22 protein-coding genes, 1 pseudogene and 1 riboswitch are annotated in these 24,343 nt (G+C 70.4%); of the genes and pseudogenes, 10 read left to right on the top strand and 13 right to left on the bottom strand.

Annotation, left to right across the window (positions count from 1 at the left end):
• Window positions 1–4: 4 nt before the first annotated feature.
• The 5 genes from pstA to LXN57_RS06875 form a co-directional block, all read right to left on the bottom strand.
• The gene (gene pstA / locus LXN57_RS06855) at window positions 5–1,090 is read right to left on the bottom strand and encodes a phosphate ABC transporter permease PstA (RefSeq protein WP_251797164.1); all 1,086 of its coding nucleotides are present in this window, start codon (window positions 1,088–1,090) and stop codon (window positions 5–7) included.
• A complete protein-coding gene (gene pstC, locus LXN57_RS06860; RefSeq protein WP_251797165.1) occupies window positions 1,087–2,157 on the bottom strand; it encodes a phosphate ABC transporter permease subunit PstC in 1,071 nt (356 codons plus the stop codon). The genes pstA and pstC overlap by 4 nt, the downstream gene beginning before the upstream one ends.
• 41 nt (window positions 2,158–2,198) lie before the next feature.
• Window positions 2,199–3,296 carry a phosphate ABC transporter substrate-binding protein PstS gene (pstS, locus tag LXN57_RS06865; protein ID WP_251797320.1) on the bottom strand — a complete coding sequence of 366 codons (1,098 nt, stop codon included), beginning with the start codon at window positions 3,294–3,296 and terminating at the stop codon, window positions 2,199–2,201.
• Window positions 3,297–3,578: 282 nt separating this feature from the next.
• Complete coding sequence (gene mshD, locus LXN57_RS06870) at window positions 3,579–4,472, bottom strand: mycothiol synthase (RefSeq protein ID WP_251797166.1); 894 nt, start codon at window positions 4,470–4,472, stop codon at window positions 3,579–3,581.
• 10 nt (window positions 4,473–4,482) lie between these two features.
• Window positions 4,483–5,205 carry a winged helix-turn-helix transcriptional regulator gene (locus tag LXN57_RS06875; RefSeq protein ID WP_221378417.1) on the bottom strand — a complete coding sequence of 241 codons (723 nt, stop codon included), beginning with the start codon at window positions 5,203–5,205 and terminating at the stop codon, window positions 4,483–4,485.
• 255 nt (window positions 5,206–5,460) lie between these two features.
• Here LXN57_RS06875 and LXN57_RS06880 point away from each other — a divergent pair, with 255 nt between their 5' ends.
• The 5 genes from LXN57_RS06880 (at window position 5,461) to LXN57_RS06895 (ending at window position 8,899) form a co-directional block, all read left to right on the top strand.
• Window positions 5,461–6,459 (top strand): hypothetical protein, encoded by a 999-nt coding sequence (locus LXN57_RS06880; protein WP_308206599.1) that lies wholly within the window; start codon window positions 5,461–5,463, stop codon window positions 6,457–6,459.
• An 88-nt stretch (window positions 6,460–6,547) separates the two neighbouring features.
• Window positions 6,548–7,342, top strand: a complete 795-nt coding sequence (locus tag LXN57_RS06885; protein WP_251797167.1) for an LmeA family phospholipid-binding protein — start codon at window positions 6,548–6,550, stop codon at window positions 7,340–7,342.
• A 117-nt stretch (window positions 7,343–7,459) separates the two neighbouring features.
• Complete coding sequence (locus LXN57_RS48265) at window positions 7,460–7,537, top strand: Ms5788A family Cys-rich leader peptide (protein WP_322112171.1); 78 nt, start codon at window positions 7,460–7,462, stop codon at window positions 7,535–7,537.
• A 181-nt stretch (window positions 7,538–7,718) separates the two neighbouring features.
• Window positions 7,719–8,567: a sulfurtransferase gene (locus tag LXN57_RS06890; RefSeq protein WP_251797168.1), complete on the top strand. Its 849-nt coding sequence runs from the start codon at window positions 7,719–7,721 to the stop codon at window positions 8,565–8,567.
• Between the two features lie 2 nt (window positions 8,568–8,569).
• The gene (locus LXN57_RS06895) at window positions 8,570–8,899 is read left to right on the top strand and encodes a DUF1416 domain-containing protein (protein WP_251797169.1); all 330 of its coding nucleotides are present in this window, start codon (window positions 8,570–8,572) and stop codon (window positions 8,897–8,899) included.
• A 9-nt stretch (window positions 8,900–8,908) separates the two neighbouring features.
• Here the strand turns inward: LXN57_RS06895 and LXN57_RS06900 are convergent, their stop codons facing one another.
• Window positions 8,909–10,153: an AI-2E family transporter gene (locus LXN57_RS06900; protein ID WP_438872842.1), complete on the bottom strand. Its 1,245-nt coding sequence runs from the start codon at window positions 10,151–10,153 to the stop codon at window positions 8,909–8,911.
• Between the two features lie 151 nt (window positions 10,154–10,304).
• On the opposite strand from LXN57_RS06900, the gene LXN57_RS06905 reads away from it, so the two are divergent.
• Together LXN57_RS06905 and LXN57_RS06910 are read left to right on the top strand one after the other, a co-directional pair.
• Window positions 10,305–10,601, top strand: coding sequence for a GroES family chaperonin (locus tag LXN57_RS06905; RefSeq protein WP_249999670.1), 297 nt, complete (start codon window positions 10,305–10,307; stop codon window positions 10,599–10,601).
• A gap of 68 nt (window positions 10,602–10,669) precedes the next feature.
• A pseudogene (locus LXN57_RS06910) lies at window positions 10,670–12,415 on the top strand (PrsW family intramembrane metalloprotease); the annotation flags it as partial.
• 999 nt (window positions 12,416–13,414) lie between these two features.
• On the opposite strand, the gene LXN57_RS06915 reads toward LXN57_RS06910, so the two are convergent.
• Window positions 13,415–14,593, bottom strand: coding sequence for an FUSC family protein (locus LXN57_RS06915; protein ID WP_251797172.1), 1,179 nt, complete (start codon window positions 14,591–14,593; stop codon window positions 13,415–13,417).
• Window positions 14,594–14,819: 226 nt separating this feature from the next.
• Here LXN57_RS06915 and LXN57_RS06920 point away from each other — a divergent pair, with 226 nt between their 5' ends.
• The gene (locus tag LXN57_RS06920) at window positions 14,820–15,452 is read left to right on the top strand and encodes an HD domain-containing protein (protein ID WP_251797173.1); all 633 of its coding nucleotides are present in this window, start codon (window positions 14,820–14,822) and stop codon (window positions 15,450–15,452) included.
• Window positions 15,453–15,522: 70 nt separating this feature from the next.
• Here LXN57_RS06920 and LXN57_RS06925 read toward each other — a convergent pair whose 3' ends face one another.
• From LXN57_RS06925 to LXN57_RS06940, 4 genes are all read right to left on the bottom strand, one after another.
• On the bottom strand, window positions 15,523–15,786 hold the full coding sequence (locus LXN57_RS06925) for a DUF4031 domain-containing protein (protein WP_251797174.1): 264 nt from the start codon (window positions 15,784–15,786) through the stop codon (window positions 15,523–15,525).
• The gene (locus LXN57_RS06930) at window positions 15,783–17,579 is read right to left on the bottom strand and encodes a glycerol-3-phosphate dehydrogenase/oxidase (RefSeq protein WP_251797175.1); all 1,797 of its coding nucleotides are present in this window, start codon (window positions 17,577–17,579) and stop codon (window positions 15,783–15,785) included. Before LXN57_RS06930 ends, LXN57_RS06925 begins: the two co-directional genes overlap by 4 nt.
• A gap of 133 nt (window positions 17,580–17,712) precedes the next feature.
• The gene (groL, locus tag LXN57_RS06935) at window positions 17,713–19,335 is read right to left on the bottom strand and encodes a chaperonin GroEL (RefSeq protein WP_251797176.1); all 1,623 of its coding nucleotides are present in this window, start codon (window positions 19,333–19,335) and stop codon (window positions 17,713–17,715) included.
• A gap of 322 nt (window positions 19,336–19,657) precedes the next feature.
• Window positions 19,658–20,578 (bottom strand): hypothetical protein, encoded by a 921-nt coding sequence (locus tag LXN57_RS06940; RefSeq protein WP_251797334.1) that lies wholly within the window; start codon window positions 20,576–20,578, stop codon window positions 19,658–19,660.
• Between the two features lie 96 nt (window positions 20,579–20,674).
• On the opposite strand from LXN57_RS06940, the gene LXN57_RS06945 reads away from it, so the two are divergent.
• Both LXN57_RS06945 and LXN57_RS06950 read left to right on the top strand, forming a co-directional pair.
• On the top strand, window positions 20,675–21,184 hold the full coding sequence (locus tag LXN57_RS06945; RefSeq protein ID WP_251797177.1) for a GNAT family N-acetyltransferase: 510 nt from the start codon (window positions 20,675–20,677) through the stop codon (window positions 21,182–21,184).
• Entirely contained in the window at window positions 21,184–21,669 is a 486-nt protein-coding gene (locus LXN57_RS06950; protein ID WP_251797178.1) for a hypothetical protein, read from the top strand. The genes LXN57_RS06945 and LXN57_RS06950 overlap by 1 nt, the downstream gene beginning before the upstream one ends.
• Here the strand turns inward: LXN57_RS06950 and LXN57_RS06955 are convergent.
• Together LXN57_RS06955 and thrC are read right to left on the bottom strand one after the other, a co-directional pair.
• Window positions 21,608–22,585, bottom strand: a complete 978-nt coding sequence (locus LXN57_RS06955; protein ID WP_251797179.1) for a GNAT family N-acetyltransferase — start codon at window positions 22,583–22,585, stop codon at window positions 21,608–21,610. The genes LXN57_RS06950 and LXN57_RS06955 overlap by 62 nt on opposite strands.
• A gap of 255 nt (window positions 22,586–22,840) precedes the next feature.
• The gene (gene thrC / locus LXN57_RS06960; RefSeq protein WP_251797180.1) at window positions 22,841–24,124 is read right to left on the bottom strand and encodes a threonine synthase; all 1,284 of its coding nucleotides are present in this window, start codon (window positions 24,122–24,124) and stop codon (window positions 22,841–22,843) included.
• A gap of 14 nt (window positions 24,125–24,138) precedes the next feature.
• Window positions 24,139–24,274: riboswitch (SAM riboswitch) on the bottom strand.
• Window positions 24,275–24,343 lie beyond the last annotated feature (69 nt).

Genomic DNA, 24,343 nt, shown 5'->3' on the forward strand with positions numbered 1-24,343 from the left:
ACCTCTACTTCGACAGACTGTTGCGACGGGCGAGCAGCTTGGCGGCGATCGTCAGGACGAGCACGATCGCGACCAGGGTCAGCGCGGCCGTCCAAGCTCGCGCCGGGGCGTACCGCGAGGCGTCACCGGCCTGCTGGTACACGAAGAGCGCCAGGGAGGACTGGTTGCCGGCGAAGGGGTCGAAGTTGATCGCCGCCGCGCCCCCGGCCACGAGCAGCACCGGCGCCGTCTCACCGGCCGCGCGGGCGACGGCGAGCATGACGCCCGTGACGATGCCCGGCAGCGCGGTCGGCAGGACGACCCGCAGAATCGTCTTCCACTGCGGAACTCCGAGGGCGTACGCGCCCTCACGCAGCGGGCCGGGGACGAGGCGCAGCATCTCCTCGGTTGATCGCACAATCGTCGGCAGCATCAACACCGTCAGCGCGAGGGAGGCCGCGAAACCGGAGAAGCGCGGCTGCCCGTCGTTGAACCAGGGGCTGACGATGAGCACCCAGAAGGACAGGATGAACAGGCCGGCGACGATGGAAGGGATACCGGTCATGACGTCCACGAAGAAGCGAACTGTGTTGGCGAACCGGCCACGGCCGTACTCGACCAGGTAGATCGCGCCCAGCACGCCGAGCGGAACGGCGATGAGGGTGGCGATGCCGACCTGTTCCAGGGTGCCGATGATCGCGTGATAGGCGCCACCGTTCTCGTCCCGGGCGCCGATGTTGTTCATCGACGAGCCGAAGAAGTCGGCGTCGAGACGGCTGTAGCCCTTCGAGACCAGCGTCCACACCACCGAGGCCAGCGGAAGGATCGCCAGCACACAGGCCGCGTAGATGAGCGTCTTCCACATGCGGTCGCGTCCCGCGCGCCGCCCCTCGACACGCCCGGCCACGACCAGCAGGCCGAGGAGATAGAACCCGATGCCCAGCACGATGACGAGCACCCAGTTGCCGATGCCGAGGCCGAGCACGACCGCGGCCGAGACGACCAGGGCGGCCACCGCGATCCCCAGGTTCACGATCACCGGCAGGCGCTTGGAGCGAATGTTGTCCGGCGTCATGGCGACGCCGGAAGCCTCACGTTCAAGAAGACTCATGCCGCACTGTCCTGGAACTCGCGCCGACGATAAATGATCGCCCGTGCCGCCATGTTGACGACCAGGGTGATGGCGAACAGCACCAGACCGGAGGCGATCAGGGCACCGCGACCGGTCTCGTTGGCCTCACCGAACGTGGTGGCGATGTTGGCGGCGACCGAGTTGCCGCCGACCTCGATGAGGTTGAACGAGATGTTGAAGACCAGACCGAGCGTCAGGGCCAAGGCGATCGTCTCACCGAGAGCGCGGCCGAGGCCGAGCATCACGGCGGCGATCACACCGGGCCGTCCGTAGGGAACGACCGCTGTGCGGATCATTTCCCACCGGGTCGCCCCGAGAGCCAGCGCGGCCTCCTCGTTCATGCCCGGAGTCTGCTGGAACACCTCCCGCGACAGCGAGGTGATGATCGGCAGCACCATGATCGCGAGGACCAGGCCGCCGAGCATGATCGACTGGCCGAACGGCCCGTCACCCCCGAAGATCGGGATCCAGCCGAAGTACGTGTTGAGCCACACCGAGAAGTCGTGGACGGGCTGCTGGAAGACGTCGCGGCCCCAGAGGCCGAAGACCACACTGGGCACCGCCGCCAGCAGGTCGATGGTGAAGCCCAGGGGCGTCGCCAGCCGCTTCGGCGCGTAGTGCGACAGGAACAGCGCGATGCCCAGCGAGATCGGCACCGCGACGATGAGCGCGATGATCGACGTGAGCACGGTGCCGAAGGCAAGCGCGGCGATGCCGAAGGCGGGGTTCGTCTCGTTGGGGAACCATTGCTTGTAGGTCAGGAAGTTCTCGGTGTTGGCACCGAGCGCCGGCACGGCCTTCGAGATCAGGAAGACGGCAATGGCCACGATGATGACCAGCACCATCGCGCCGGCCGCGACGGACAAGCCCCGGAAACCGGTCTCCATCGAGAACGACTTCTTCTTGGGCAGGGCGCCACCGCCACCGATCGGGGGTTCGTCGTAACGGCTCGGGGAAACACCGGTGCCGGCGCCCGGGGTGTGACTGTCGTTCACACCCAGGTCGCCGGCAGTGGCGTTTTCCGAGCGGGAGGGGTAGTCACCCATCAGCTCGCTCGCAGTTGTCTCGGAGGGATTGACGGATCAGGTCAGCTGATCGCCGCGACGGCGGTCTCGACCTTGCTCCGGACCGAGTCCGGCAGCGGGGCGTAGCCCAGCTCGGCAAGCTCCTGCTGACCGGCAGTGCTCGAGGTGTACTTCAGGAAGGACTGAACCTCTTTGGCCTTCGGGCTGCCCTTGCTGCAGGCGATCTCGTAGGTCACCAGGACGATCGGGTAGGCGCCCGCCTCCGTGGTGTTGTAGTCGATGCTCATGGCGAGGTTGTTGCCCTCACCCTCGATCTTCGCGCCCGCGATCGTCTTGCCGGCGCTCTCTCCGGTCAGCTCGGTGTACTCGCCGGCGCCGTTCTTGATCTTGGCCATCGAGAGGTCGCTGTTCTCGGCGAAGGACAGCTCGACGTAGGCGAGCGTGCCGGCGGTGCTCTTGACCTTGGCGGCCACACCGTCGGAGCCGGTGGCGGCGACGCCGCCCGGGGCCTTCCACGCCTTGTTGTTGCCGAAGGTCCAGTCGGCCTCGGCCGCCTTGCTCAGGTACTTGGTGAAGTTGTCGGTGGTGCCGGACTCGCCGGAACGGTGGACGGCCTGGATCGCCGTGTCCGGCAGTTTCGCGCCGCTGTTCTGGGCGGCGATCGCCTGGTCGTTCCACTTGGTGATGGCGCCCGAGTAGATCTTGGCGAGGGTCGGCGCGTCGAGCTGCAGGTTGTCGACGCCCTCGACGTTGTAGACGACCGCGATCGGACCGATGACCATGGGAAGGTTGAGCGCCTCGCCGCCGGCACAACGAGCGTTGGCCTTGGGCTGCTCGTCCTCCTTCAGGGCCGAGTCGGAGCCGGCGAAGTCGGCGGTGCCGCCGATGAAGGCCTCGATGCCCGCGCCCGAGCCGGTGCCCTGGTAGTTGATCTGAGCACCGCTGCACTGAGTCTGGTAAGCCTTGATCCACTCGTCCATGGCGTTCTTCTGCGCCGTCGAGCCTTGAGCCGTCAGGCTGCCGGCGACACAGTCACCGGCGGCGGCGGAAGAGCCGCCCTCAGCCGCCGGCGTTTCGTTGTCCGAGCCGCACGCGGTCAGCGCGAGCGTCGCAGTCAAAGCAATGCCGGCTGCCAAAAAACCGGACCGCTGGAGCTTCACAATTTTCCCTTCGGTGGTGTGCAACGCCGGCGTCGCACCGGCACCACCGAAGCTAAGAGTGAGAGGTAGCCGGTTAGCCGGGGCTAAATGAACGCGCAGTGAACACGTCGACGCCGGAAGTTGGCCTTCCCCTGAGGGCGAGTTGTCCGTTGCGTGAACTGAGTGACGAGAGACGGAAATGCCGGATAAATGGGGGCGGTGTTTACCGACCCGAAACACGACCTTGTCCGGCTCGTGACTCGTGCGGCCCGGCAGGGTGTGTCGACCGACACCCACCTCGGATTATGGACGGAAGTAGTTGATATCCGTCTTGTAAATGGCGAAGCCGAGGCGCTGGTAGAGAGCCACGGCCGCGGTGTTGGACTCGTCGACGTACAGGTTCGAGACCGTGAGGCCCTGCTTGGCCAGATGGCTCAGGCCGGCCACGCTCAGCGCCGCTCCCAGGCCCCGGCGGTGACCGGCCGGGTCGACGCCCAGCACGTAGATCTCACCGATCGCGGGGTCGGCCCCGGACGCGGGATGCACCTTGGTCCAGTGGAAGCCGGCCGGCGTGTCGTCGCCGTCGACGGCCAGCAGGAAGCCGGCCGGGTCGAACCAGGGCTCACCCTCGCGCAGCAACAGGTCGTCGAGGGTCCAGCGGCCCTGCTCGGGATGGTGCGCGAAGGCCCGGGCGTTGACGCCCAGCCAGGCCTGCTCGTCGTGGCCGGGGCGGAAGCTGCGCAGCGTGATGCCGGGCGGCAGCGGGATCTCGGGCAGGGGCTCGGTGAGCGAGCGGCGCATCTGCCACAGGACCCGTACGCGCTCGAAGCCGTTCTTTTCCGCGAAGGCCCGGGCGCCGGGCTCGTCGCCGTGCGCCCAGAAGCGCAGCGGCCCCTGACCGACGGCAGTCAGCAGGGCGGTGCCGTGACCGTGCCGGCGGGCCGACGGGTGCACGAACAGCTCACCCGAGCCGTCGCGCTCGAGATAGGCCTCGAGATAGGCGTAGCCCGCGAGGCGCTCGCCGGCATAGGCCAGAAAGTGAGTGTGCGCGGTGGGGGCTCCCCCACCGCGCACACGCAGCACTACATCTTCGGACAGCGGGTAGACGCCGTCGGCCTGTTCGGCGGCGCTCGCCAGAGCGAGCACCTCGGCTGCCTCGGCAGCACTCAACCGGTCAACCGGGCGGACGGTCGTCATGCCCCTGACACTAGACCGGCAGCGAGACCGGCTCGTGATCGGGCAGCTGGCGGCCGGACGGCGGCACCACGAACTTGTAGCCGACCTGGCGCACCGTGCCGATCATCGACTCGTATTCCGAGCCGAGCTTGGCCCGCAGGCGACGGACGTGCACGTCGACCGTGCGCGTGCCGCCGAAGTAGTCGTAGCCCCAGACCTCGCGCAGCAGCTGGTCGCGGGTGAAGACTCGGCCCGGGTGCTGGGCGAGGAACTTCAGCAGCTCGAACTCCTTGTACGTGAGGTCGAGTGGGCGGCCCTTGAGCTTGGCCGCGTACGTGTCGGGGTCGATGTTGAGCTCGCCGGCCCGCACCGAACCGTTGGCGCCGGCGGTCGCGTTGCTCAGACGGCCGACCGACATGCGCAGCCGGGCCTCGACCTCGGCCGGGCCGGCGCTGGCCAGGATGACGTCGTCGACACCCCAGTCGGCGTTGAGTGCGATCAGGCCCGCCTCGGTGACGACCGCCATGAGCGGGACGCCGATGCCGGTCGCGTGCAGCATGCGGCACGTGGCCCGGGCCTCGGAGAGCTCCGAACGGGCGTCCACCATCACGGCGTCGGGGCTGGGCCCGGAAACCAGGGTGCGGACATCGCGGGGGGCGGTGCGTACGGAGTGGGGAAGCAGATCCAGCGCGGGCAGCACGGCGGAAGGTTCACCGGCACGCGCCGTCACCAACAGAAGGATTTCCACACTCACCTCCGTCCTTGCGGCACAGGCCGCTCGGGTGACTCGATGGCGTTACTCATGGTTCCGACATCGGTGGACATTTCCCGGCGTCACCGACGGGTGGGCTGGGCTTACCTTAACCGATGCATCACCAGGATCGCCTCGATCGTTTGTCTGAGTGATGTAGTGAACGCCCTCCCGGCGTACAAATGGCAGTTTCGTAACAGGGGTTTAACAGAGCCCGGGGAATTGGGCGGGCGCGTTCGTTCTGGCACGATCGCTTGCGTGTTCCCTACCATGCCGCAGGACGAGTCCTGGGACGCCGACGCCTCACGCGAGATCGCGAGAGGCGGCGGCAAGCGCCCGTCCGCCGGCTTCCGGGACGAGCCCGGCCCCGACGATCCCGCCGCCGAGCCCGAGGAGAGCGAGGACGACGAGCTCGAGGAGATCGAGGTCGTCCCCGTCCGCCGCGAGCTGTCGCTGGCTATCGCCGGGTTCGCCGGGCTGCTCGCGGTCGGCCTCGTGCTGGGCGCCGTGACCTCGGCGCCCGACTCGCGACTGCCGTACGCGATCGTGCTGTTCGGTGTGCAGCTGCTCGCCCTGCTGGCCTGGGTGATGGCGCTCGGCCCGCCCGCGGCCCTGACCACGGCCGGGGTCTGTGTGCCGACCGCGCTGGTCGCCGACTATCTCGCCGTGACCGGCGCACGGGCCGAGCTGCTGCCGCTGGTCTGGGTCGCCCTCGGCGGCTTCGTCGCGGCGGTGCTGGGTCAGCTGGTCCGCGCCGAGGACCGTAAGCGCGTCACCGACTCGTGGCGGACGACGCTGGTGATCGTGGCCGGCGTCGTGGCTTACGCGATCCCGATCGTCCTGACCCGGCAGGAGGTCGGCACCCAGACGCTGACCGTGGGCGCCGTCGCCGCGGGCGTGGCGCTGCTGGTCGCCCGGGCCACCGACGCGATCTTCCCCAAGCCCCGGCTCGCCGCCCAGGTGCCCCGCGGCGCCACCGGGATCGTGCTCGGCGCGATGCTCGGCACCCTGGCCGCGGCCGCGCTGGGCAGCGTCCTGGTGCTGCCCTTCACCCCGGCCAAGGGCGCCGTCGTGGGCCTGATCGCCGTGCTCATCGCCCACCTGGTCGACCTGGCGGTCAACTTCGGGCAGGCCGACCGGCAGCTCGCCGGGGACGCGCCGACCTTCTGGGTGGCCCGGCACATGCAGGGCCCGCTGGGCGCCTTCGCGTTACTCTCGCCGGCCGCGTACGCCCTGAGCCACTGGTTCCTCGCCTGACCGCCGTCGGCATCGGACGGTTTCGTGAACGCCTGGGACGGGGCATGTACGGTTCTGGGCAGTTTCGGCTCTGGTGGGAGGACGGTCGGTGAGCGGCGAGGTCTACGGCACTGAACGCCCGCGCAGGAAGCGGCGGGGACGACGCCTGCTCATCACCCTGATCATCTTTCTTTTCCTGGTGGCCGGCATGCTCGTCGGGCTCGACCGGTTCGCGGCCGGCTACGCCGAACGCATGATCGGCGACCGGGTCTCCGAGCAGATCGCCGACCAGAACGCGACCAGCGAGAAGCCGGACGTCACGATCGAGGGCATGCCGTTCCTGACCCAGGTGCTCGACGGGAACTACAAGCGCATCCGGATCCAGCTGGCGAACCTCTCCGGCCCGGCCGGCAACAACCGGACCGTCCGCGTGGCCGACCTCGACGTGAACGCCGACAACGTCAGCGCGCCGCTCGACACCATCCGCAGCGGCAACGGCGACATCGTCGCGAAGACCGTCACCGGCACCGGCATCATCGACTACCCGCAGCTGGCCGAGCTGATCGGCCAGCCCGGGCTCAAGCTCGCCGAGCGCGACGGCAGGCTCGTGGGCAGCGCGCCCGTGCAAGCCCTGGGCCAGACGTTCGATGTCGCCGGCACCGCCGCCGTCACGGTCAAGGAGGGCGTGGTGCAGGTGCGCTTCTCCGACGTGACCGCCGAGGGTCTGCCCAACGTGCCGCTGATCCGCAATCTCATCGACAGCTACGTGCAGAAGCTCTCGGTCGACCTGCGCGTCCCGGAACTGCCGCTCAAGCTGGCCGTGCAGAAGGTCGAGCCCACGCCCGAGGGCCTGCGCTTCACCGCCGGCGCCGACGATGTGTCACTGAACGCGGGCGGCCTGTGACGCCGCCCATCCCGTCCGACCACCCCACCACCGCCCTGTGACATGACTGAAGACTCACATCCCGGATCGTGGTCGGGCCTGTTACCCGCACCGGAACCGCTGGTAGGGTCCGTTCTCATGAGCCCGTTGCTCACCAAGAGGCGTGCGGTCGACCTGTGCCGCATGGCCGCCTGCCTGTGTCGCCCCGTCATCTGACGGGGCCACTTGTGCTGAGCACCTTTTAGCTCTCCCCGCCGGCAATGCTGCCGGGTCCGTGGCGCCCGTCGCACGACAGCTCGAGATCCGTCCATCTCCACTGGGTCCCGCGCGCGGTGCGACACAACAATCTCCGTGCGCTGACTCACCCCCATCTCTCACCTGACAAGGGAGTGAACTGATGAGTCGCGACACCGCACTCGTTACGGCCGACTGGGCCGAGCAGAACCTCGACACCCCGGGCCTGGTCTTCGTCGAGGTCGACGAGGACACCACGGCCTACGACGGCGGGCACATCCCCGGCGCCATCAAGATTGACTGGAAGAAGGACCTGCAGGACCCGGTCCGGCGCGACTTCGTCAACCAGGAGCAGTTCTCGGCGCTGCTGTCCGAGCGCGGCATCTCCAACGACGACACCGTGATCCTCTACGGCGGCAACAACAACTGGTTCGCCGCGTACGCGTACTGGTACTTCAAGCTCTACGGCCACGACCAGGTCCGGCTGCTCGACGGTGGCCGCAAGAAGTGGGAGCTCGACGCCCGTCCGTACACCAAGGACGTGCCGGTGCGCGCCCGGACCAGCTACCAGGCGGCCGCGCCCGACCTGTCGATCCGCGCGTTCCGCGACGAGGTCGTCCAGGCCATCGGCGTCAAGAACCTGGTCGACGTGCGCAGCCCCGACGAGTTCGCCGGACGCCTGCTCGCCCCGGCCCACCTGCCCCAGGAGCAGTCGCAGCGCGGCGGGCACATCCCGACCGCGATCAGCGTGCCGTGGAGCAAGGCGGCCAACGAGGACGGCACCTTCAAGTCCGACGACGAACTCTCCAAGATCTACGGTGAGGCCGGCCTCGACGGCAGCAAGGACACCATCGCCTACTGCCGCATCGGCGAGCGTTCCTCGCACACCTGGTTCGTGCTCAAGGAACTGCTCGGGCAGCAGAACGTGAAGAACTACGACGGCTCGTGGACCGAGTACGGCTCGCTCATCGGCGTCCCGATCGCGCTCGGCGACGAACCCGGGAAGGCGTGACCATGACTTCTCCCAACATCGCGGCCGGTTGCGCGGCGCCCGACCAGTCGGCGCCGGTGCCCGCCCACGTGGATCTCAACCGCGAGACCGTGCTGACCGGCATCGTCCAGAACGCCGACGGTGAGGCCGTCAGCGGCGCGTACGTGCGGCTGCTCGACGCGACCGGCGAGTTCACCGCCGAGGTGGTCTCGTCGCCCGAGGGCGTGTTCCGCTTCTTCGCGGCGCCCGGCTCCTGGACGCTGCGCGCGCTGAGCCGCAGCGGCAACGGCGAGGCCGTCGTGGACGCGACGGTCGGCGTCAACGAGGTCGGCCTCAGCGTCTCGCCGGCCTGATCGCACGCCTCAGGTGCCGCCGCCCGTCACGACCACGGCGGTCGGCGGCACCTCCGGGCGGCGGCGCGTGAGGCGCCGGACGCCCGTGTTGAGCACGGCGATCAGCGGAACCGCGATCAGCGCGCCGATGATGCCGGCCAGCACGACCCCTGAGGCGATGCCGATGATCACGGCGAGCGGGTGGATGGCGACCGCCCGGCCCATGATCAGCGGTTGGAGCACGTGCCCCTCGACCTGCTGGACCAGGATCACCGCGCCCAGCACGATCAGCGCGATCACCCAGCCCTGGTCGACCAGGGCCACCAGCACGGCGACCGTGCCCGAGATGCTCGCCCCGATGATCGGGATGAACGCGCCCAGGAACACCAGGGCGGCCAGCGGGAACGGGAACGGGATGTCCAGCACCACCAGGGCGATCCCGATGCCGACGGCGTCGATGAACGCGACCAGCACGGTGGCCCGCACGTAGGCGCCCAGCGTGACCCACGAGGCGTCCCCGGCATCGGCGAGCGACCAGCGGGCGTTCACCGGGAACAGCCGCACGATGAAACGCCAGATCTTGCGGCCGTCCCGCAGGAAGAAAAACGTCGAGAACAGCACCAGGATCGCGCCGGTCAGCACCTCGAAGACGGTGGCCGCGGTGGCGATGCCGGTCGAGGTCAGCGACGCGGTGTTCGAGTTGATCCACTCCTGCGCGTTGTCGATGGCCTGGTTGACCTGGTCGTCCGAGAGGTGCAGGGGCCCCGTCTTGGCCCATTCCTGGATCGTCCGGATGCCCGCCGTGGCGCCCTCGGTCAGCTGGGGCAGACCGTTCACGAACTGCGTGATCACCAGCGTGAGGGTGCCCGCGACCCCGGCCAGACCGCAGATCAGCACGAGAAACGTGGCCAGCGACGGCGGCAGGCGCAACCGGCGGAACCAGCCCACCGCGGGCGCCAGCAGCGCCGACAGCAACAGCGAGACCGCCAGCGGGATGACGACCACGCTGATGATGCCGACGAAGCGCAGCAGCGCCCAGCCGACCAGGCCGACCACGATCAGCCGCCAGCCCCAGGCCGCCGCGATGCGCAGCGAGTGCGGCACCTCGGCGTCGTCCCGGCTGTTCGTCGAATGGTGCACGTCATCCGGCTCCGGCGGCGGTGGGGCAAATTCGACCTCTGGGTCCGGCTCGGGCCGCGACTCCTCGCGAGCCAGGCGCACGGTGTCCCGGCCCGAGTCGTAGGCCCGCCTCAGGTGTTCCCGGACTCGCTGCAAGCGGCTCAACCCGCCTACCCCCTCGCCGTCGCGGTACGCACCTTGACAACCTAGTGGGCAGCGCTCCCGGCCGGTGGCCGCCACGTCGAGCGGCGTACCGTCAGCAATCGTGAGCACCGACACCCACACCGAGAGCGGACTGCCGATCCGCATGCTGCACGACCGTGTGCTGGTCCGCCAGGACGGGGGCGAGGGCGAGCGCCGCTCGACCGCCGGCATCGTGATCCCGGCGACGGCGTCGATGGGGCGACGGCTCTCCTGGGCCACCGCGGTCGGGGTCGGGCCCAACGTCCGCTCGATCGTCGTGGGCGACCGCGTGCTTTTCGACCCGGACGACCGCTCCGAGGTCGAACTGCACGGCCGGGAGTACGTGCTGCTCCGCGAGCGTGACGTGCACGCCGTGGCTGCCGTGCGGGTCGAGCCGGACGGCACCGGGCTGTACCTCTGACCCGTTCTTGATCATTCGCGGAGCGCCTCGGGGCGGTCCGTCGCCTTTCGGGTGACTACGCTGGCCACATGGCCGACGATTCGCCCGCTGCTGTCGCTCCTCCCTCAGAGCCGACGGCCGCTGTCGGCACCGAGGTCATGCCTGGCACCGGGCTGTCCGTGGCCGCGCGCCGCACCGGGTGGCGGCGGTGGCTGCCGATCGCCGGCGTCGTCTCGTTCCTGCTGGCCGGTGCCATCGGCATGCTGCTGTTCCTGGGCGTCAACATCGGCCCCACCGGCCTGGCCATCGGCCTGACAGCGGCCGTGCTACCGGTTCCGCTGCTGGTCGCCGCGTTCCTGTGGCTCGACCGCTACGAACCCGAGCCCATCCGCTACCTGGCCTTCTGCTTCGCCTGGGGCGCGGCGATCGCGACCTTGGTGGCGCTGGCGGTCAACACGGGCTCGGCCATCCTGTTCGACAACATCGGCCTGCCCGAAGCGCTGGTGGCGGTGCTGGTGGCCCCCTTCATCGAAGAGCTGATGAAGGCGGCCGGCCCGCTCCTGCTGTTCTGGCGGCGCCGCGCCGAGTGGTCCGGCATCACCGACGGCATCGTCTACTGCGGCCTCTCGGCGCTCGGCTTCGCCATGGTGGAAAACGTCCTCTACCTGGGCGAGCACGGCTACGCGGCCGGCGTCGAACAGTACGGCCCGGCCACCGGCCTGCAGAACCTCTTCGCCATCTTCATCGTGCGGATCCTCTTCACCGGCTTCGCCCACCCGCTGTTCTCCGCGATGACCGGCATCGGCCTGGGCATCGCCGCCCGCGCGGGCGACCGCAAGGTGCGCTGGCTCGCCCCCATCGCGGGCCTGCTGCTGGCGATGATCCTGCACGGCACGTTCAACCTGCTGCCGACGCTTTCGGTGAGCCTCGCCCAACCCCTGATCATGCTGTACGGCTATCTGGGCTTCATGGTGCCGTTCTTCTTCGCGGTCGTCGGCTTCGCCATCGCGCTGCGCGCCTGGGAGGGCCGGCTCACCGAACGGGTCCTGCCGTTCTACGTCTCCACGGGCTGGTTCTCGCCCCCCGAGGTCGCCGCGCTGGGCAGCCTCGGCCGGCGCTACTCGGCCCGCCAGTGGGCACGCCGGGTGGCGGGCGAGGCCGGCCAGAAGGCGATGAAAAGCTTCCAGTTCGCGTCGACCCAGCTGGCCCTGCTGCGCGACGGGATGAACCGCGGCCTCGACCGCAAGCCGCAAGACCTCCAACGCGCGGCGGCCGAGGAACAGCGGCTACTCACCGAGATCCTCGAATACCGAGCGGTCTTCACCGCCAAGGACCCGCAGACCCCGCAGGCCTTCTGGGACGGCCACAACTACCAGATAGCGTTCCCCGACGGCGTGACCCGCACGGTCCCGCCACCCTCCGAGCCGGTGGTCCCGCTGCCGATCCGGTTCGCCCAGCCCGCGTACGCCCAGGGGGGCTACCCCGGGCTTCCGTACGGCGCCCACCCGACGAGCGGGGCGTACGGTGGCCCGCCGCCCAGCTACGGTGCGCAGCCTGGATACGGCGCGCATCCCGGATACGGCGCCCAGCCCGGGTATGGCGCCCAGCCCGGGTATGGCACCCAGCCCGGGTACAGCGGGCAGCCCGGGTACAGCGGGCAGCCCGGGTACAGCGGGCAGCCCGGGTACAGCGGGCAGCCTGGATACGGCGGGCAGCCCGCTTACGGAGCGCAGCCTGGGTATGGCAGCCAACCCACCTCCGGGCCTCAACCTGGGTACAGCCAGCCCGTTTCCGGGCCCCAGCCCGGGTACGGCGGCCCGCCGGGCGACGGAACTCAGCCTGGATACGGCCCTCAGCCTGGATATGGCGGGCAGTCCGGGAACGGCCCTCAGCCGGGGTACGGCAGCCAGACCGGGTACGGAAGCCAGCCGGGGTACGGGCCTCATCCTGGATACGGCGGCCAGCCCGGCAACGGGCCCCAACCTGGACACGGACCCCAACCTGGGTATGGCAGCCAGCCCGGGTACGGCGGCCAGCCTGGATACGTGCCTCAGCCTGGATACGGTCCGTCGCCTATGCCGGGCCAGCAGTCCGTAAACGGCAGTCAGCCGGGTTATGCCACCCAGCCGGATAGCTCTCAGTCAAACCTCGGTGCCCAGCCCACGGGCGGAGCTGGATTCAGTCAGAGTGGCCAATCTGGCTCCCCCGACCAGCCCGGGCAATCGGCCCAAGCCGACGACAGTGCCCGCCCCGGCGACAGCGCTCAGCCCGGCACGCCGAGCTATGGCGCCCAGCCGGCCATCGGCGCTCAGCCGGGCTACGGCCCCCAACCCGGCTACAGCTACCCGCCCGAGCACAGCTCCCAACCCACGACCGGCGCCTACCCGGCACCCCCGCCGTTCGCCCCGCCGCCCGCCGACGTCCCACCGGCCACCGATCCGGAGAGCCGCCCGGCCGACCCGCCGCAGCAGTAGCGAATCACACAAGCGAGAAGCCGCGAGAGCAGCCGTCGGCGCCCATCTGTCTGTCCGTCGCGCCACCACACAGGCGACCCAGACCGTCTCCCCCAGCCACCAGACGCGAGGACCGGCCGTCAAGCGCCAGGACCGGCCGTCAGACGCCAGGACCGGCCGTCAAGCGCCAGGACCGGCCGTCAAGCGCCAGGACCGGCCGTCAAGCGCCAGGACCGGCCGTCAGACGCCAGGACCGGCCGTCAGACGCCAGGACCGGCCGTCAGACGCCAGGACCGGCCGTCAAGCGCCAGGACCGGCCGTCAAGCGCCAGGACCGGCCGTCAAGCGCCAGGACCGGCCGTCAGGTGGGAAGGACCGGCCGTCAGGTGGGAGGGCGGCCCAGGGTCGGGCGGGTGCCGGGCTTTCGGCGGCGGGAGTGGGGCCGCCCGACGGCTCGGCGGACCAGGCGGGGCGCCTCGGCGTAGTCGATGCCGCTGGCGCGCAGGATGTCGGTGGCGGCGGTGCGAACCTGGGCGACGATGACGCCGCCGGAGAAGCCGACGCCCTCCTCGTACGCCTGGCCGCACTCGGTCGCGGCGCGTAGGGCGCGTTCGCGGGCGGCGACCGGCTCGACGCCTTTGGCCCATTCCTGGCGCAGCAGGTCAACCGCGTCGCCGAGCAGACCCACCGAGACGGCGAGCACCTCCGGGATCGGCTCGTCGTCGCCGAGCGCCGTGTCGGCTCGCCGGCTCATCACGCGGCAGTTCCGCAGGGCGTACGTGATGTGGTTGGCACCGTCGACGTAGAGGGCCAGCGCGCCCCGGCTGCGCCAGCGGGCCGGCGCGAAAGCGACGTTCTCGCGGGCGGCGGTGACAGCCGACGAGAACGCGGCGAACGACGTCTCGGCGGTCCGCAGGTGGCTCAGCGCGTCCGCGATCGTGTCGCGGTTGCGCTCGGCCAGCCCGATGCCGACCTGGTGCAGGCCGTCGGCCAGCGCGCGCAGAGCCGGGTCGGCCGCGCGGCGGACGACGTTGAGCGGGTTGAGGGGCAGCAGCACCGTCATCACGGCCAGGCCGACGCCGCCGCCGACCAGGGCGTCGAAGAACCTCGTCCAGGGCAGCCCGGTGGTCGAGGTGAGCGTGGCCACCAGCACGGCCGACGAGGCCGACTGCACCACGAGCGGCGTGCCACCCCCGACCGCCGTGGCGACCACCACGGCGAGCAGCACGATCAGCCCGATCTGCCATGGCCCGCTACCGATGAGCAGGATGATGGCGTCGCCGATCCCGATGCCGATGGCCACTCCGAGCACGAGTTCGGCCGTACGCCGTGCACGCTGCCCCACCGAGGACGCCAGCGTGATCACGGCGGCGATCGGCGCGAAGAACGGCGTGGGCCGCCCGATCACGTCATGCGCGAGAAACCAGGCGATTCCGGCCGCCACCCCCGCCTGGAGCGCGAGCGCCAGCCCGTGTCGGGCCCGCCGCAATCCCGCCCGCACGCCCGTTCCGGCCCGGGTGCGCACCCGCGCAACCCGCCCCTGCCGTGCGCCCTCGGTCATGACCACAAACCCTAGGTCCTCACCGGCCTCTCCACGCACACACAGAGGCCAAGGCCACGCGTGTGGACAACCCACCGCCCCAGCTGGACAGAAGGCGTAGTTTCACCGCACCCCCGGGGCGGGCGGGCAGTCGAGGAGACGTAGGGGACGCGGGCCCCGGGTTCAAGGTCGTCGGGTGGAGCTGAGGCTGCGGGCGGCATGATCGGGGCCGGTGTCAGGATTGGGTGTGGAGAATCTTGTGGGGCGGTTCCGGGAGGCGGTTCGGGCGGCGGGAGCCACGGCGCCGGACGGGGATCTCGACGCGGCCGGTGGGTATCTGATCGGGCGGTGGTCGGAGCCGCAGCGGCAGTACCACACGGTGGCGCATCTGACCGCTGTGCTCGACGTGGTCGACCGGTTCGCCGAGCTGGCGCCGCATCCGGAGCGGGTGCGGCTGGCGGCCTGGATGCACGACGCCGTCTATGACCCGCGGGCCCTGGGCGACGCCAACGAGCGGGACAGCGCCGAGTTCGCCGAAGGGCTGCTGGCCACGCTGGGAGTGTCGGACGCGACCGCTGCCGACGTCGCGCGGCTGGTCGGGCTCACTGCGGGGCACGCGACCGGCGACGACGATCCGGACGGTGAGCTGCTGTGCGACGCCGACCTGGCCGTGCTGGCGGGGGACGACGAGGCGTACGCGGCATACACCGCGGCCATCCGGCGCGAGTACGCCCACGTGCCCGACGACGACTTCAAGGCGGGCCGGGCCCAGGTGCTCAAGGCCCTGCTCGAGCTGCCCTCCATCTACCGCCTGCCGCCGCTGCGCGAACAGTGGGAGTCAAGGGCCCGCGCCAACCTGGAGCGCGAACTAAGAGCCTGAGAACGCTCCCCTGAGACAGCCGCGGGAGCGAGCTCAACGGCTGAGCAACCCGCAGGGTGAGCGCCCGCAACTACCGGTGCAGGTGTTTGGGCCGGCGTAGGCCGGCTGCTCGCAGGCGGGCGGCCAGGTCACGCGAAGGCAGCAACGTCGCGCCCAGCCACAGGGCGCTCGGAAACCGTGTTTCGGGAATGTCGTAGTGGTCGCGGTCGAAGGCCCGGCGCGGGGCGCCCAGCATCTCGGCGAAGACGTGCAGCTCCGCGTAGCTCGCATCGCTGACCAGATGGGACCAGAGGCGGCCCCGGGCCGGCCAGCGCGGCTCGTCGACGAGGATCAAAGGTCGACTTGCAGCAGGTCGATCCCGCGGTCGGCGGCGTAACCCCGGACGTCCGGGGCTCCGAGCCGCGCCGCGTCGGCCGCTACGTCGTCGGCCATCGTCTGGCTCTGGCGTTCGGCTGCCACGCGGGCCACGTAGTGCTCGATCTCGCGCTCGCGCACCGCCTCGTCCCAGCCCAGCGCCTCGCCCATCACCTTCGCCGCGTGCGCTACCGACTCGCTGCCCCGGTGGGCCGTCTCGATCGAGATCCGGGTACGCCGGGTCAGCACGTCGTCGAGGTGCAGGGCGCCTTCGGCCAGGGCCGCGTACGCCACCTCGGCGGCCAGGTACTCCGGAGCACCAGCCAGCGGCGTGGCCAGCGCCGGGTCCGCCTTGATCATGGCCAGCAGGTGGACCGAGAGCGTGCCGTACCGCTCGAGCAGATGCTCGATCACGCCGGTGGTGACGCCGTGGCGGCGGGCCGTGTCCTGCCGGTCGCGCCACGCCGCCGCGTAGCCGTCGGCTCCGAGCAGGGGCAGTTCCGCCGTACGGGACGGCCGGTCGACACCGAGGCGCCGGGCCGCCCGATCGATGACGTCGGCCGCCATCACCCGGTACGTCGTGTATTTGCCCCCGGCCACCAGCAGCAACCCGAGCATCGGCTCGACCACCGCGTGCTCGCGCGACAGCTTGGACGTCGAGTCGGCCTCGCCGCTGAGCAGCGGTCGCAGCCCGGCGTAGACGCCCTCGATGTCATCGGTGGTCAGGGGCCGGTCGAGCACCTCGTTGACCTGGTCGAGCAGGTAACGGATGTCGCGCGCGGACGCCGCCGGGTGGGACCGGTCGAGCTTCCAGTCGGTGTCGGTGGTGCCGATGATCCAGTGGCCGCCCCACGGGATGACGAAGAGCACCGACGTGGGCGTGCGCAGGATGAGCCCGGCCTCGCCGGTGATCGCCGAGCGCGGCACCACGAGGTGCACCCCCTTGGACGCGCGGACTCGCAGGCCGGGCCGGACGCCCACGTCGCGCAGCATCTGCGACATGTCGTCGCTCCAGACGCCGGTGGCGGCGACCACCGTACGCGCCCGCACCTCGAATTCCGGCGAGTCGGGCGATTCCAGGTCGCGGACCCGGACGCCGACCACCTCACGGGCCTCGCGCACGAAGCCGACCACCCGGGCGCTGGTCACCACGGCCGCGCCCAGGCTGGCCGCCGTACGGGCCAGGTTGACCACCAGGCGGGCATCGTCGACCTGGCCGTCGTAGTAGCGGATGGCGCCGTTCACCGTGTCGGCCCGGAGGCTCGGGAAGAGGTGGCGGGCGCCGTCGCGGCTCAGATGCCGGTGCAGCGGCATGCCCCGGCCCGTGCCGAAGATACCGGCGAACACGTCGTACGCGGCGACACCGAGCCCGTAGTAGGCCCGTCGGCCCACCCGGGCGGCCGGGTTGCCGGCCGGCAGCGGCACCAGGATCGGCACCGGGCGTACGAGGTGGGGCGCCAGCCGGGTCGAGAGCAGGCCCCGCTCGGTCAGCGCCTCGTGCACCAGGTGCAGTTCGAGCTGTTCCAGGTAGCGCAGACCGCCGTGGATCAGCTTGCTGGAGCGGCTGGATGTGCCGGCTGCCAGGTCGCGGGCCTCGACCAGAGCCACCTTGAGGCCGCGGGAGGCCGCGTCGAGGGCCGCACCGGCGCCGGTGACGCCGCCGCCGACGACCAGGACGTCGAACTGTTCGTCACGCAGGCGCCGGAGGTCGGAGACCCGCCGGATCGGGGAGAGACGGCCGGCCGCGTAACGGGAGACGGAGGGTTCGCGCACCTGTCCCAGGTTACGCGGCCCCGCCGCTTCCCAAAGTCGCTCGCCGTCGCGACCGTTCCGCACTCAGCCGCCGCAGGTCACACGACAGCAAAAGGGCGGGTCGCTCACGCGACCCGCCCTTTCAAGACTGGACTCAGAAGTCCATGTCACCGCCGCCCGGGGCACCGGCCGGAGCCGGGTTCTTCTCGGGCTTGTCGGCCACGACGGCCTCGGTGGTGAGGAACAGCGCGGCGATCGACGCGGCGTTCTGCAGCGCCGAGCGGGTGACCTTGGCCGGGTCGATGATGCCCGCGGCCAGCAGGTCGACGTACTCGCCGTTGGCGGCGTTGAGACCGTAACCGGCCTCCAGGTTGCGCACCTTCTCGACCACGACGCCGCCCTCGAGGCCGGCGTTCACGGCGATCTGACGCAGCGGGGCGTCGAGCGCGACCTTGACGATGTTGGCGCCGGTGGCCTCGTCGCCGACCAGGTCGAGCTTGTCGAACGCGGTCTTGCCGGCCTGCACCAGGGCGACGCCACCACCGGGCACGATGCCCTCCTCGACGGCCGCCTTCGCGTTGCGAACGGCGTCCTCGATGCGGTGCTTGCGCTCCTTGAGCTCGACCTCGGTGGCCGCGCCGACCTTGATGACCGCAACGCCGCCGGCCAGCTTGGCCAGGCGCTCCTGCAGCTTCTCGCGGTCGTAGTCGGAGTCCGACTTCTCGATCTCGGCGCGGATCTGGTTGACCCGGCCCTGGATCTGCTCGGCGTCGCCCGCACCGTCGACGATGGTGGTCTCGTCCTTGGTGATGACGACCTTGCGGGCCGAGCCCAGCAGGCTCAGGTCGGCGTTCTCGAGCTTGAGGCCGACCTCTTCGCTGATGACCGCGCCACCGGTGAGGATGGCGATGTCCTCGAGCATGGCCTTGCGACGGTCACCGAAGCCGGGGGCCTTGACGGCGACCGACTTGAAGGTGCCGCGGACCTTGTTGACGACCAGGGTGGCCAAGGCCTCGCCCTCGACGTCCTCGGCGATGATGACGAGCGGCTTGCCGCCCTGCATGACCTTCTCGAGGACCGGCAGCAGGTCCTTGACCGCGGAGATCTTGCTGTTCGCGATCAGGATGTAGGGGTCGTCGAAGACGGCCTCCATGCGCTCGGCGTCGGTCATGAAGTAGGCCGACACGAAGCCCTTGTCGAAGCGCATGCCCTCGGTGAGCTCGAGCTCGAGACCGAAGGTGTTGCTCTCCTCGACGGTGATGACGCCTTCCTTGCCGACCTTGTCCATGGCCTCGGCGATGATCTCGCCGACCGTGGAGTCACCGGCGGAGATGGAGGCGGTCGAAGCGATCTGCTCCTTGGTCTCCACGTCCTTCGAGAGCTGCTGAAGAGCCTCGGAAACGGCCGAGACGGCGGCCTCGATGCCCCGCTTGAGGGCCATCGGGTTGGCGCCGGCGGCGACGTTCCGCAGGCCCTCGCGAACCAGCGCCTGGGCCAGAACGGTCGCCGTCGTCGTGCCGTCACCGGCGACGTCGTCGGTCTTCTTGGCGACCTCCTTGACCAGCTCGGCGCCGATCTTCTCGAAGGTGCCCTCGAGCTCGATCTCCTTGGCGATGGATACACCATCGTTGGTGATCGTGGGGGCGCCCCACTTCTTCTCGAGCACGACGTTGCGGCCCTTGGGGCCGAGCGTCACCTTGACGGCGTCGGCGAGCTGGTTCATACCACTCTCGAGGCCGCGACGAGCTTCCTCGTCAAATGCGATGATCTTGGCCATACGGCTGTGTCCTCCTGGACATTCGAGGTGCTGGGCCGTGGGCCCCGCCCCCGCACGTGTGCGGAACTCTGCGGACGTCACCACCTGGCGATGTGACGTCCTCAGGCCGAGCCGGATAGCCCGCGACGACCGGCCCCGTGCCCCGGCGCCGATGGCGACGCCGCGACCGAGACCCCACCGTCCCGACCTGCTTGGCACTCAACAGTCGCGAGTGCCAATGACTTGTTTAGCACTCTCGCAGGGCGAGTGCAAGGAAACCCCCTCCGGCCACCCCGCCCTCCGCCCAAGACCTGAGCGAAGGCTGAGCTGCTGCCCCGCCCGCTCAGTCCTCGGGCGCGGCCAGCTCGCGCATCAGGGAAAGGCTGGTCACCGGCTCGTCGGCCCGGCGCGCCTGCGCATACGTGACCAGGGCCGCGATCGCCCACAGCTGAACCGCGACCACCCCGGCCGCGGTGGCCGCGAACCCGCCGAGCAGAGCCTCGGCCAACCCCGGCGCCACGACGACCGCGGCCGCCGCGGTGATCAGGCCGACCGGCCGGACGCGCGTGAGCAGATGCAGAGCGCGGCGGCGCCCCCGGCCGCGTTCGATCAGCACGACACAGCCGAGGACGCCGCCGAAGGTCAGCACGCCGGTGGAGACGACCCCGAGCACGACGGCGAGCGGCACAGCGGCGGCCAGACCGAACTGATCCTCGGTGAGCAGCAACGGCAGGCTGCCGGTGAGCACCGAGAAGGCGGCGAACCACAGCCACAGGGCCCGCAGCCGCAGGGCGACCAGCGACCAGGCGCGGCGCAGCCGGGGCCGGGAGCCGCCGGCCGCCCGGGGCACGGCCACCCCGGCCACCCCGGCCAGGCTCAGCACCTGGGGCAGCGCGGACACCGCCAGATAGGCCAGCCACATGAACGGGAGCAGCAGCAGCCCCAGGCCGTCGGCCAGGCCGGAGAGGTACGGCGCGGCGATCACCGCCTCGTCCAGCCGGCCGACGAAGAAATGCATGGGCAGGGCGATCAGGACCATTACGGGCAGCAGGGCGATCGCGTTGCGGCCGAGCACCCCGCCGAAGCGGTGCGACCACTCCGCCTGGCCCGGGCCGGGGACCAGCGCGTCGGACAGCGACGGAACGGGCGGCACAAACGCGCGGGACAGGGTGAGGTCGGCCGTGCGCCCCTCGGCGTCGAACGGATCGGCGGCCGCCACCACCGGCGCCTCGACCATGAAGATGCGAGCCTCGCCGTGGTCCATCCGGACACCATGCCCGAGCCACGGCCGGGCCGCCACCCCGTCCGATGTGCGCCAATCCGCTTGCCGCCCGGCGCCGGGCGAGGTAGTCAGAACGGCATGGGCAGCTGGAACGTGCACCGGGTGACGGCGGGCGACGCGGCTCGCATGCGCGCGTTACGGCTCGAGATGCTGGCCGACAGCCCGCTGGCGTTCCTCGAGACCCTCGCCGACGCGGCCGCACGGTCCCACGAGTCCTACCGCCGCCGCATCATCGAGGCCTCGACCGGCGCCGGCTTCGCCAATTTCGTGGCCGATCCCGGCAACGGCGGTCGCCTGATCGGGCACGCCGGCGGCACGGTGATGCCCGAGTTCCCGGGCGAGACGGTGATCTTCGCGGTCTACGTCACGCCGGCCCACCGCGGCGGCAAGGTGCTGGCCGACCTGATCGAGGCGGTCAACGACTGGAGCCGGGCCGCGGGCCGCAGACGGGCCCTGCTCGAGGTGGTCGTGGGCAACGACCGGGCCGTCCGGGCGTACGAGAAGCTGGGTTTCACCGACACGGGTGAGCGCGTGCCCCACCCGGTGATCCCCACGCTCACCGAGCTGCGGATGCGCCGGAGCCTCTGATGCCCGCGCGCCACGTGACCCGGGGCATCCTCACCGCGCTGAACGGCACCACCGGCGCGGGCCTGCTGATCGCGCTGGCCACGCGCACCCGGCTGCGCCGCGGCCGGCACGGGGTGCTGATCGCCGAGGGCTACCGCCTGCCCGTCCCGCCGGCCTCCTGCTTCACGGTCGGCTCGGTGATCCTGACCCGGCGCAGCGCCGAGTGGCTGCTCGACGACGAACGGGCCGCGCTCTTCGGTCACGAGCACCGCCACGCCGAGCAGTACGCGGTGCTCGGCCCCCTCTTCTGGCCCGCCTACTGGGCCGCGTGCGGTTGGTCGTACGCCACGACCGGCTCGTGGGGCGTCCGCAACTTCCTCGAGAAGCACGCGGGGCTGAAGGACGGCGGCTACCCCGCCGACCTCCCGCTGCGCCCGTGGGCGGTCAGAGGTCTTTCTGCCATTCGATCCAGGCGTCGACCGCCCGGAAGCCCATCGCGCGGTTGATGTTGAGCATGAAGGCGTTCTCGGCCGCGTTGAACGTGTCGATCGCCTTGAGCTGGGGCTTGAGCTCCCGCAGGTGGTCGAGGTTGTCCAGCTTGACCAGCATGCCCAGCCGGTGGCCGCGGTGGTCGGGGTCGACCAGGGTGGTGTTCTGCCAGGCGTGGGTCTCCTCGTCGACGTCGGAGACCAGCCAGGTGAAGGCCACCATCTTGTCGCCGGTCATCGCGCCCGACTGGTAGCTACGGCGCCCGCGTCGCTCGCGCGCCTCTTCACCCTTCCGCATGCGGTCGGCGTCGAGGTTCTCCTGCTCCCAGTTGATGTCGCCGGTGGGGGCGTCGATGTTCAGCCGGCCCTCCAGATAGGCCAGGTCGTCGATGATGTCGTCGGGCGCCACCCCGACCCACCGGCGCAGGTGGTAGCCCTCGGCGTGTTTCTCGGCGTCGGCCCGCAACTCGGCCAGCCGGATTCCGTCGAGAGTGGTGAGATCGAGCCGGCTGCGGATCTCGGCCAGGCCGGCCTTGGCCCCCATCGCCTCGGCGAAGGCGGCGCCGTCGGGGTGCCGGTCGACCGTGGCGGCGATCAGATGCCGGCGGTTGTTGGCCCGGGCGCGCTCGACGGCGAGGTCGTGGAACGCCCGGCCCAGCCCGTGGCGCCGATGAGCGGGCAGCACGAGCAGATCGACGTCGACATTGGCCAGATTGTCGAGCTGCGGGTACGAGAGCTCGAGGTAGCCGGCGGGCTGGTCGTCGACGTAACCCAGATAGCGCTCGTACGTCACACCGGGTGGCGGATAGTCGAAGAGCGCGAGGAAATTTTTCTGCGACTGGTAGGGGATGTCGGGACAGTCGTGGACCGCCGTCGCCCGGGCGATCTCGTAGGCGATCTCGGGTGAGGTGAGGGGCCCCGTTGAAATGCGCATGGCCGCCACCCTGCTCGGTGACGGCCATGAACGCTAACGAATTAATCGTTTGAAGTTGGTCGGGATGGCGGACGCACAGCGCCTCCGGCACTGGGTCGTTGGGCACCTCGAGAGATTGTCGCCAAGCTCGAAGGTGAGGGGCCACGTACGGCGTCACGCCCTCCCGCAGAGAGCATCCTGCCGATCCGGAGATCCCGGCGCAAGCCCTCTCGCGATGGAATTCTCACTTCCTGGCGGAACGCCGACTACGCAGCGTCATCCCAGCAGGCCCGCCTCGCGCGCGCCGCGCAGCGACGGCTTGATCCGATGCGTGGGCCCGACCTGCTCGGCGACGGCGTCGATGGTCTTGAGGCCCTCACCGGTGTTGTAGACGACCGTCTCCTTCGCGGGATCGAGCTTGCCGCTCTCGACCAGCTTCTTGAGCACCGCCACGGTCGTGCCGCCCGCGGTCTCGGCGAAGACGCCGGTGGTCTCGGCGAGCAGCCGGATGCCGGCCCGGATCTCCTCGTCGTCGGCGAAGTCCATCCAGCCGCCGGTGCGCCGGACCGCCTCGATCGCGTACGCCCCCGCCGCCGGGTCGCCGATGTTGAGCGACTTCGCGATGCCGGTCGGCTTCACCGGCACGATCTCGTCCGTGCCGGCCTGCAGCGCGGTCGCGATCGGGTTGCACCCGGCCGACTGCGCGCCGAACACCTTCCAGCCACCCTCGGGCGCCTCGACCAGGCCCGCCTCGACCAGCTCGGAGAACGCCTTGTCGACCTTGGTGAGCAGCTCGCCCGAGGCCATCGGGATGACCACCTGGGCCGGGATGCGCCAGCCCAGCTGCTCGGCCACCTCGTAGCCGAGGGTCTTGGAGCCCTCGGCGTAGAAGGGCCGGACGTTCACGTTGACGAACGCGGTGTCCTCGAACTCGTCGGTCTCGACCAGTTCGCCGCAGAGCCGGTTGACGTCGTCGTAGGAGCCCTCGATGGCGACCAGGTCACCGCCGTACACCGCCGTCGTGATGATCTTGCCCTGCTCCAGGTCGGACGGGATGAAGACGATGCTGGGAACGCCGGCCCGGGCCGCGTGGGCGGCCACCGAGTTGGCCAGGTTGCCGGTGGAGGCGCAGGCGAAGCGGGTGAAGCCGAGGCTGCGGGCGGCGGTCAGCGCCACCGAGACCACCCGGTCCTTGAACGAGTGGGTCGGGTTGGCCGAGTCGTCCTTGACCCACAGCGGGGCGCGCAGCCCGACGGCGGCGGCCAGAGCGGGCGCGCTGACGAGCGGGGTCAGGCCCGGGTCGAGGGTGACGCGGGTGGCCGGGTCCTGACCGGCCGGCAGCAGGCCGGCGTACCGCCAGATGTTCTGCGGACCGGCCTCGATCTGCTCACGGGTGACCCGCGCGAGGGCGGCCTGGTCGTAGGCCACCTCGAGCGGGCCGAAACACTCGTAACAGGCGTGCTGGGCGATCAGCGGGTATTCGGCGCCGCAGGCGCGACAGACCAGCCCGGTGGCGGGCGAAGCGGAGACAGAAGCGGGTGCGCTGACGGCAGACGTCATTTTAGAGGCCTTCCCTCTCATCTTTCCCCGCGGCGATCTGCCGGACCGGGGACGGAATTAGCACCTGCCACGCGCGGCCTCTCCGTCGAGACATGCGTGGTGGTTGCCGGGGCTTCACAGGGCCGTTCCCTCTGCCCCTCTGGATGAGGTATTCAGTTGTGTTTCCAACACCTTACGTCGAGATCCCCCGTAATAAAGCAGGGGATCCCGAGGTGTGAG

Source organism: Paractinoplanes hotanensis, assembly GCF_023717965.1.
GTDB classification, from domain to species: Bacteria; Actinomycetota; Actinomycetes; order Mycobacteriales; family Micromonosporaceae; genus Actinoplanes; species Actinoplanes polyasparticus.

Excerpts from the sequence above, each read along its gene's own strand:
- LXN57_RS06950 (WP_251797178.1), top strand. The coding sequence starts at position 21,184 with ATGCCCGCGCGCCACGTGACCCGGGGCATCCTCACCGCGCTGAACGGC.
- mshD (WP_251797166.1), bottom strand. The coding sequence starts at position 4,472 with ATGACGACCGTCCGCCCGGTTGACCGGTTGAGTGCTGCCGAGGCAGCC.
- LXN57_RS06945 (WP_251797177.1), top strand. The coding sequence starts at position 20,675 with ATGGGCAGCTGGAACGTGCACCGGGTGACGGCGGGCGACGCGGCTCGC.
- LXN57_RS06955 (WP_251797179.1), bottom strand. The coding sequence starts at position 22,585 with ATGCGCATTTCAACGGGGCCCCTCACCTCACCCGAGATCGCCTACGAG.
- LXN57_RS06890 (WP_251797168.1), top strand. The coding sequence starts at position 7,719 with ATGAGTCGCGACACCGCACTCGTTACGGCCGACTGGGCCGAGCAGAAC.
- LXN57_RS06895 (WP_251797169.1), top strand. The coding sequence starts at position 8,570 with ATGACTTCTCCCAACATCGCGGCCGGTTGCGCGGCGCCCGACCAGTCG.
- pstC (WP_251797165.1), bottom strand. The coding sequence starts at position 2,157 with ATGGGTGACTACCCCTCCCGCTCGGAAAACGCCACTGCCGGCGACCTG.
- groL (WP_251797176.1), bottom strand. The coding sequence starts at position 19,335 with ATGGCCAAGATCATCGCATTTGACGAGGAAGCTCGTCGCGGCCTCGAG.
- thrC (WP_251797180.1), bottom strand. The coding sequence starts at position 24,124 with ATGACGTCTGCCGTCAGCGCACCCGCTTCTGTCTCCGCTTCGCCCGCC.
- LXN57_RS06915 (WP_251797172.1), bottom strand. The coding sequence starts at position 14,593 with ATGACCGAGGGCGCACGGCAGGGGCGGGTTGCGCGGGTGCGCACCCGG.
- LXN57_RS06940 (WP_251797334.1), bottom strand. The coding sequence starts at position 20,578 with ATGGACCACGGCGAGGCTCGCATCTTCATGGTCGAGGCGCCGGTGGTG.
- pstA (WP_251797164.1), bottom strand. The coding sequence starts at position 1,090 with ATGAGTCTTCTTGAACGTGAGGCTTCCGGCGTCGCCATGACGCCGGAC.
- LXN57_RS48265 (WP_322112171.1), top strand. The coding sequence starts at position 7,460 with ATGAGCCCGTTGCTCACCAAGAGGCGTGCGGTCGACCTGTGCCGCATG.
- LXN57_RS06905 (WP_249999670.1), top strand. The coding sequence starts at position 10,305 with ATGCTGCACGACCGTGTGCTGGTCCGCCAGGACGGGGGCGAGGGCGAG.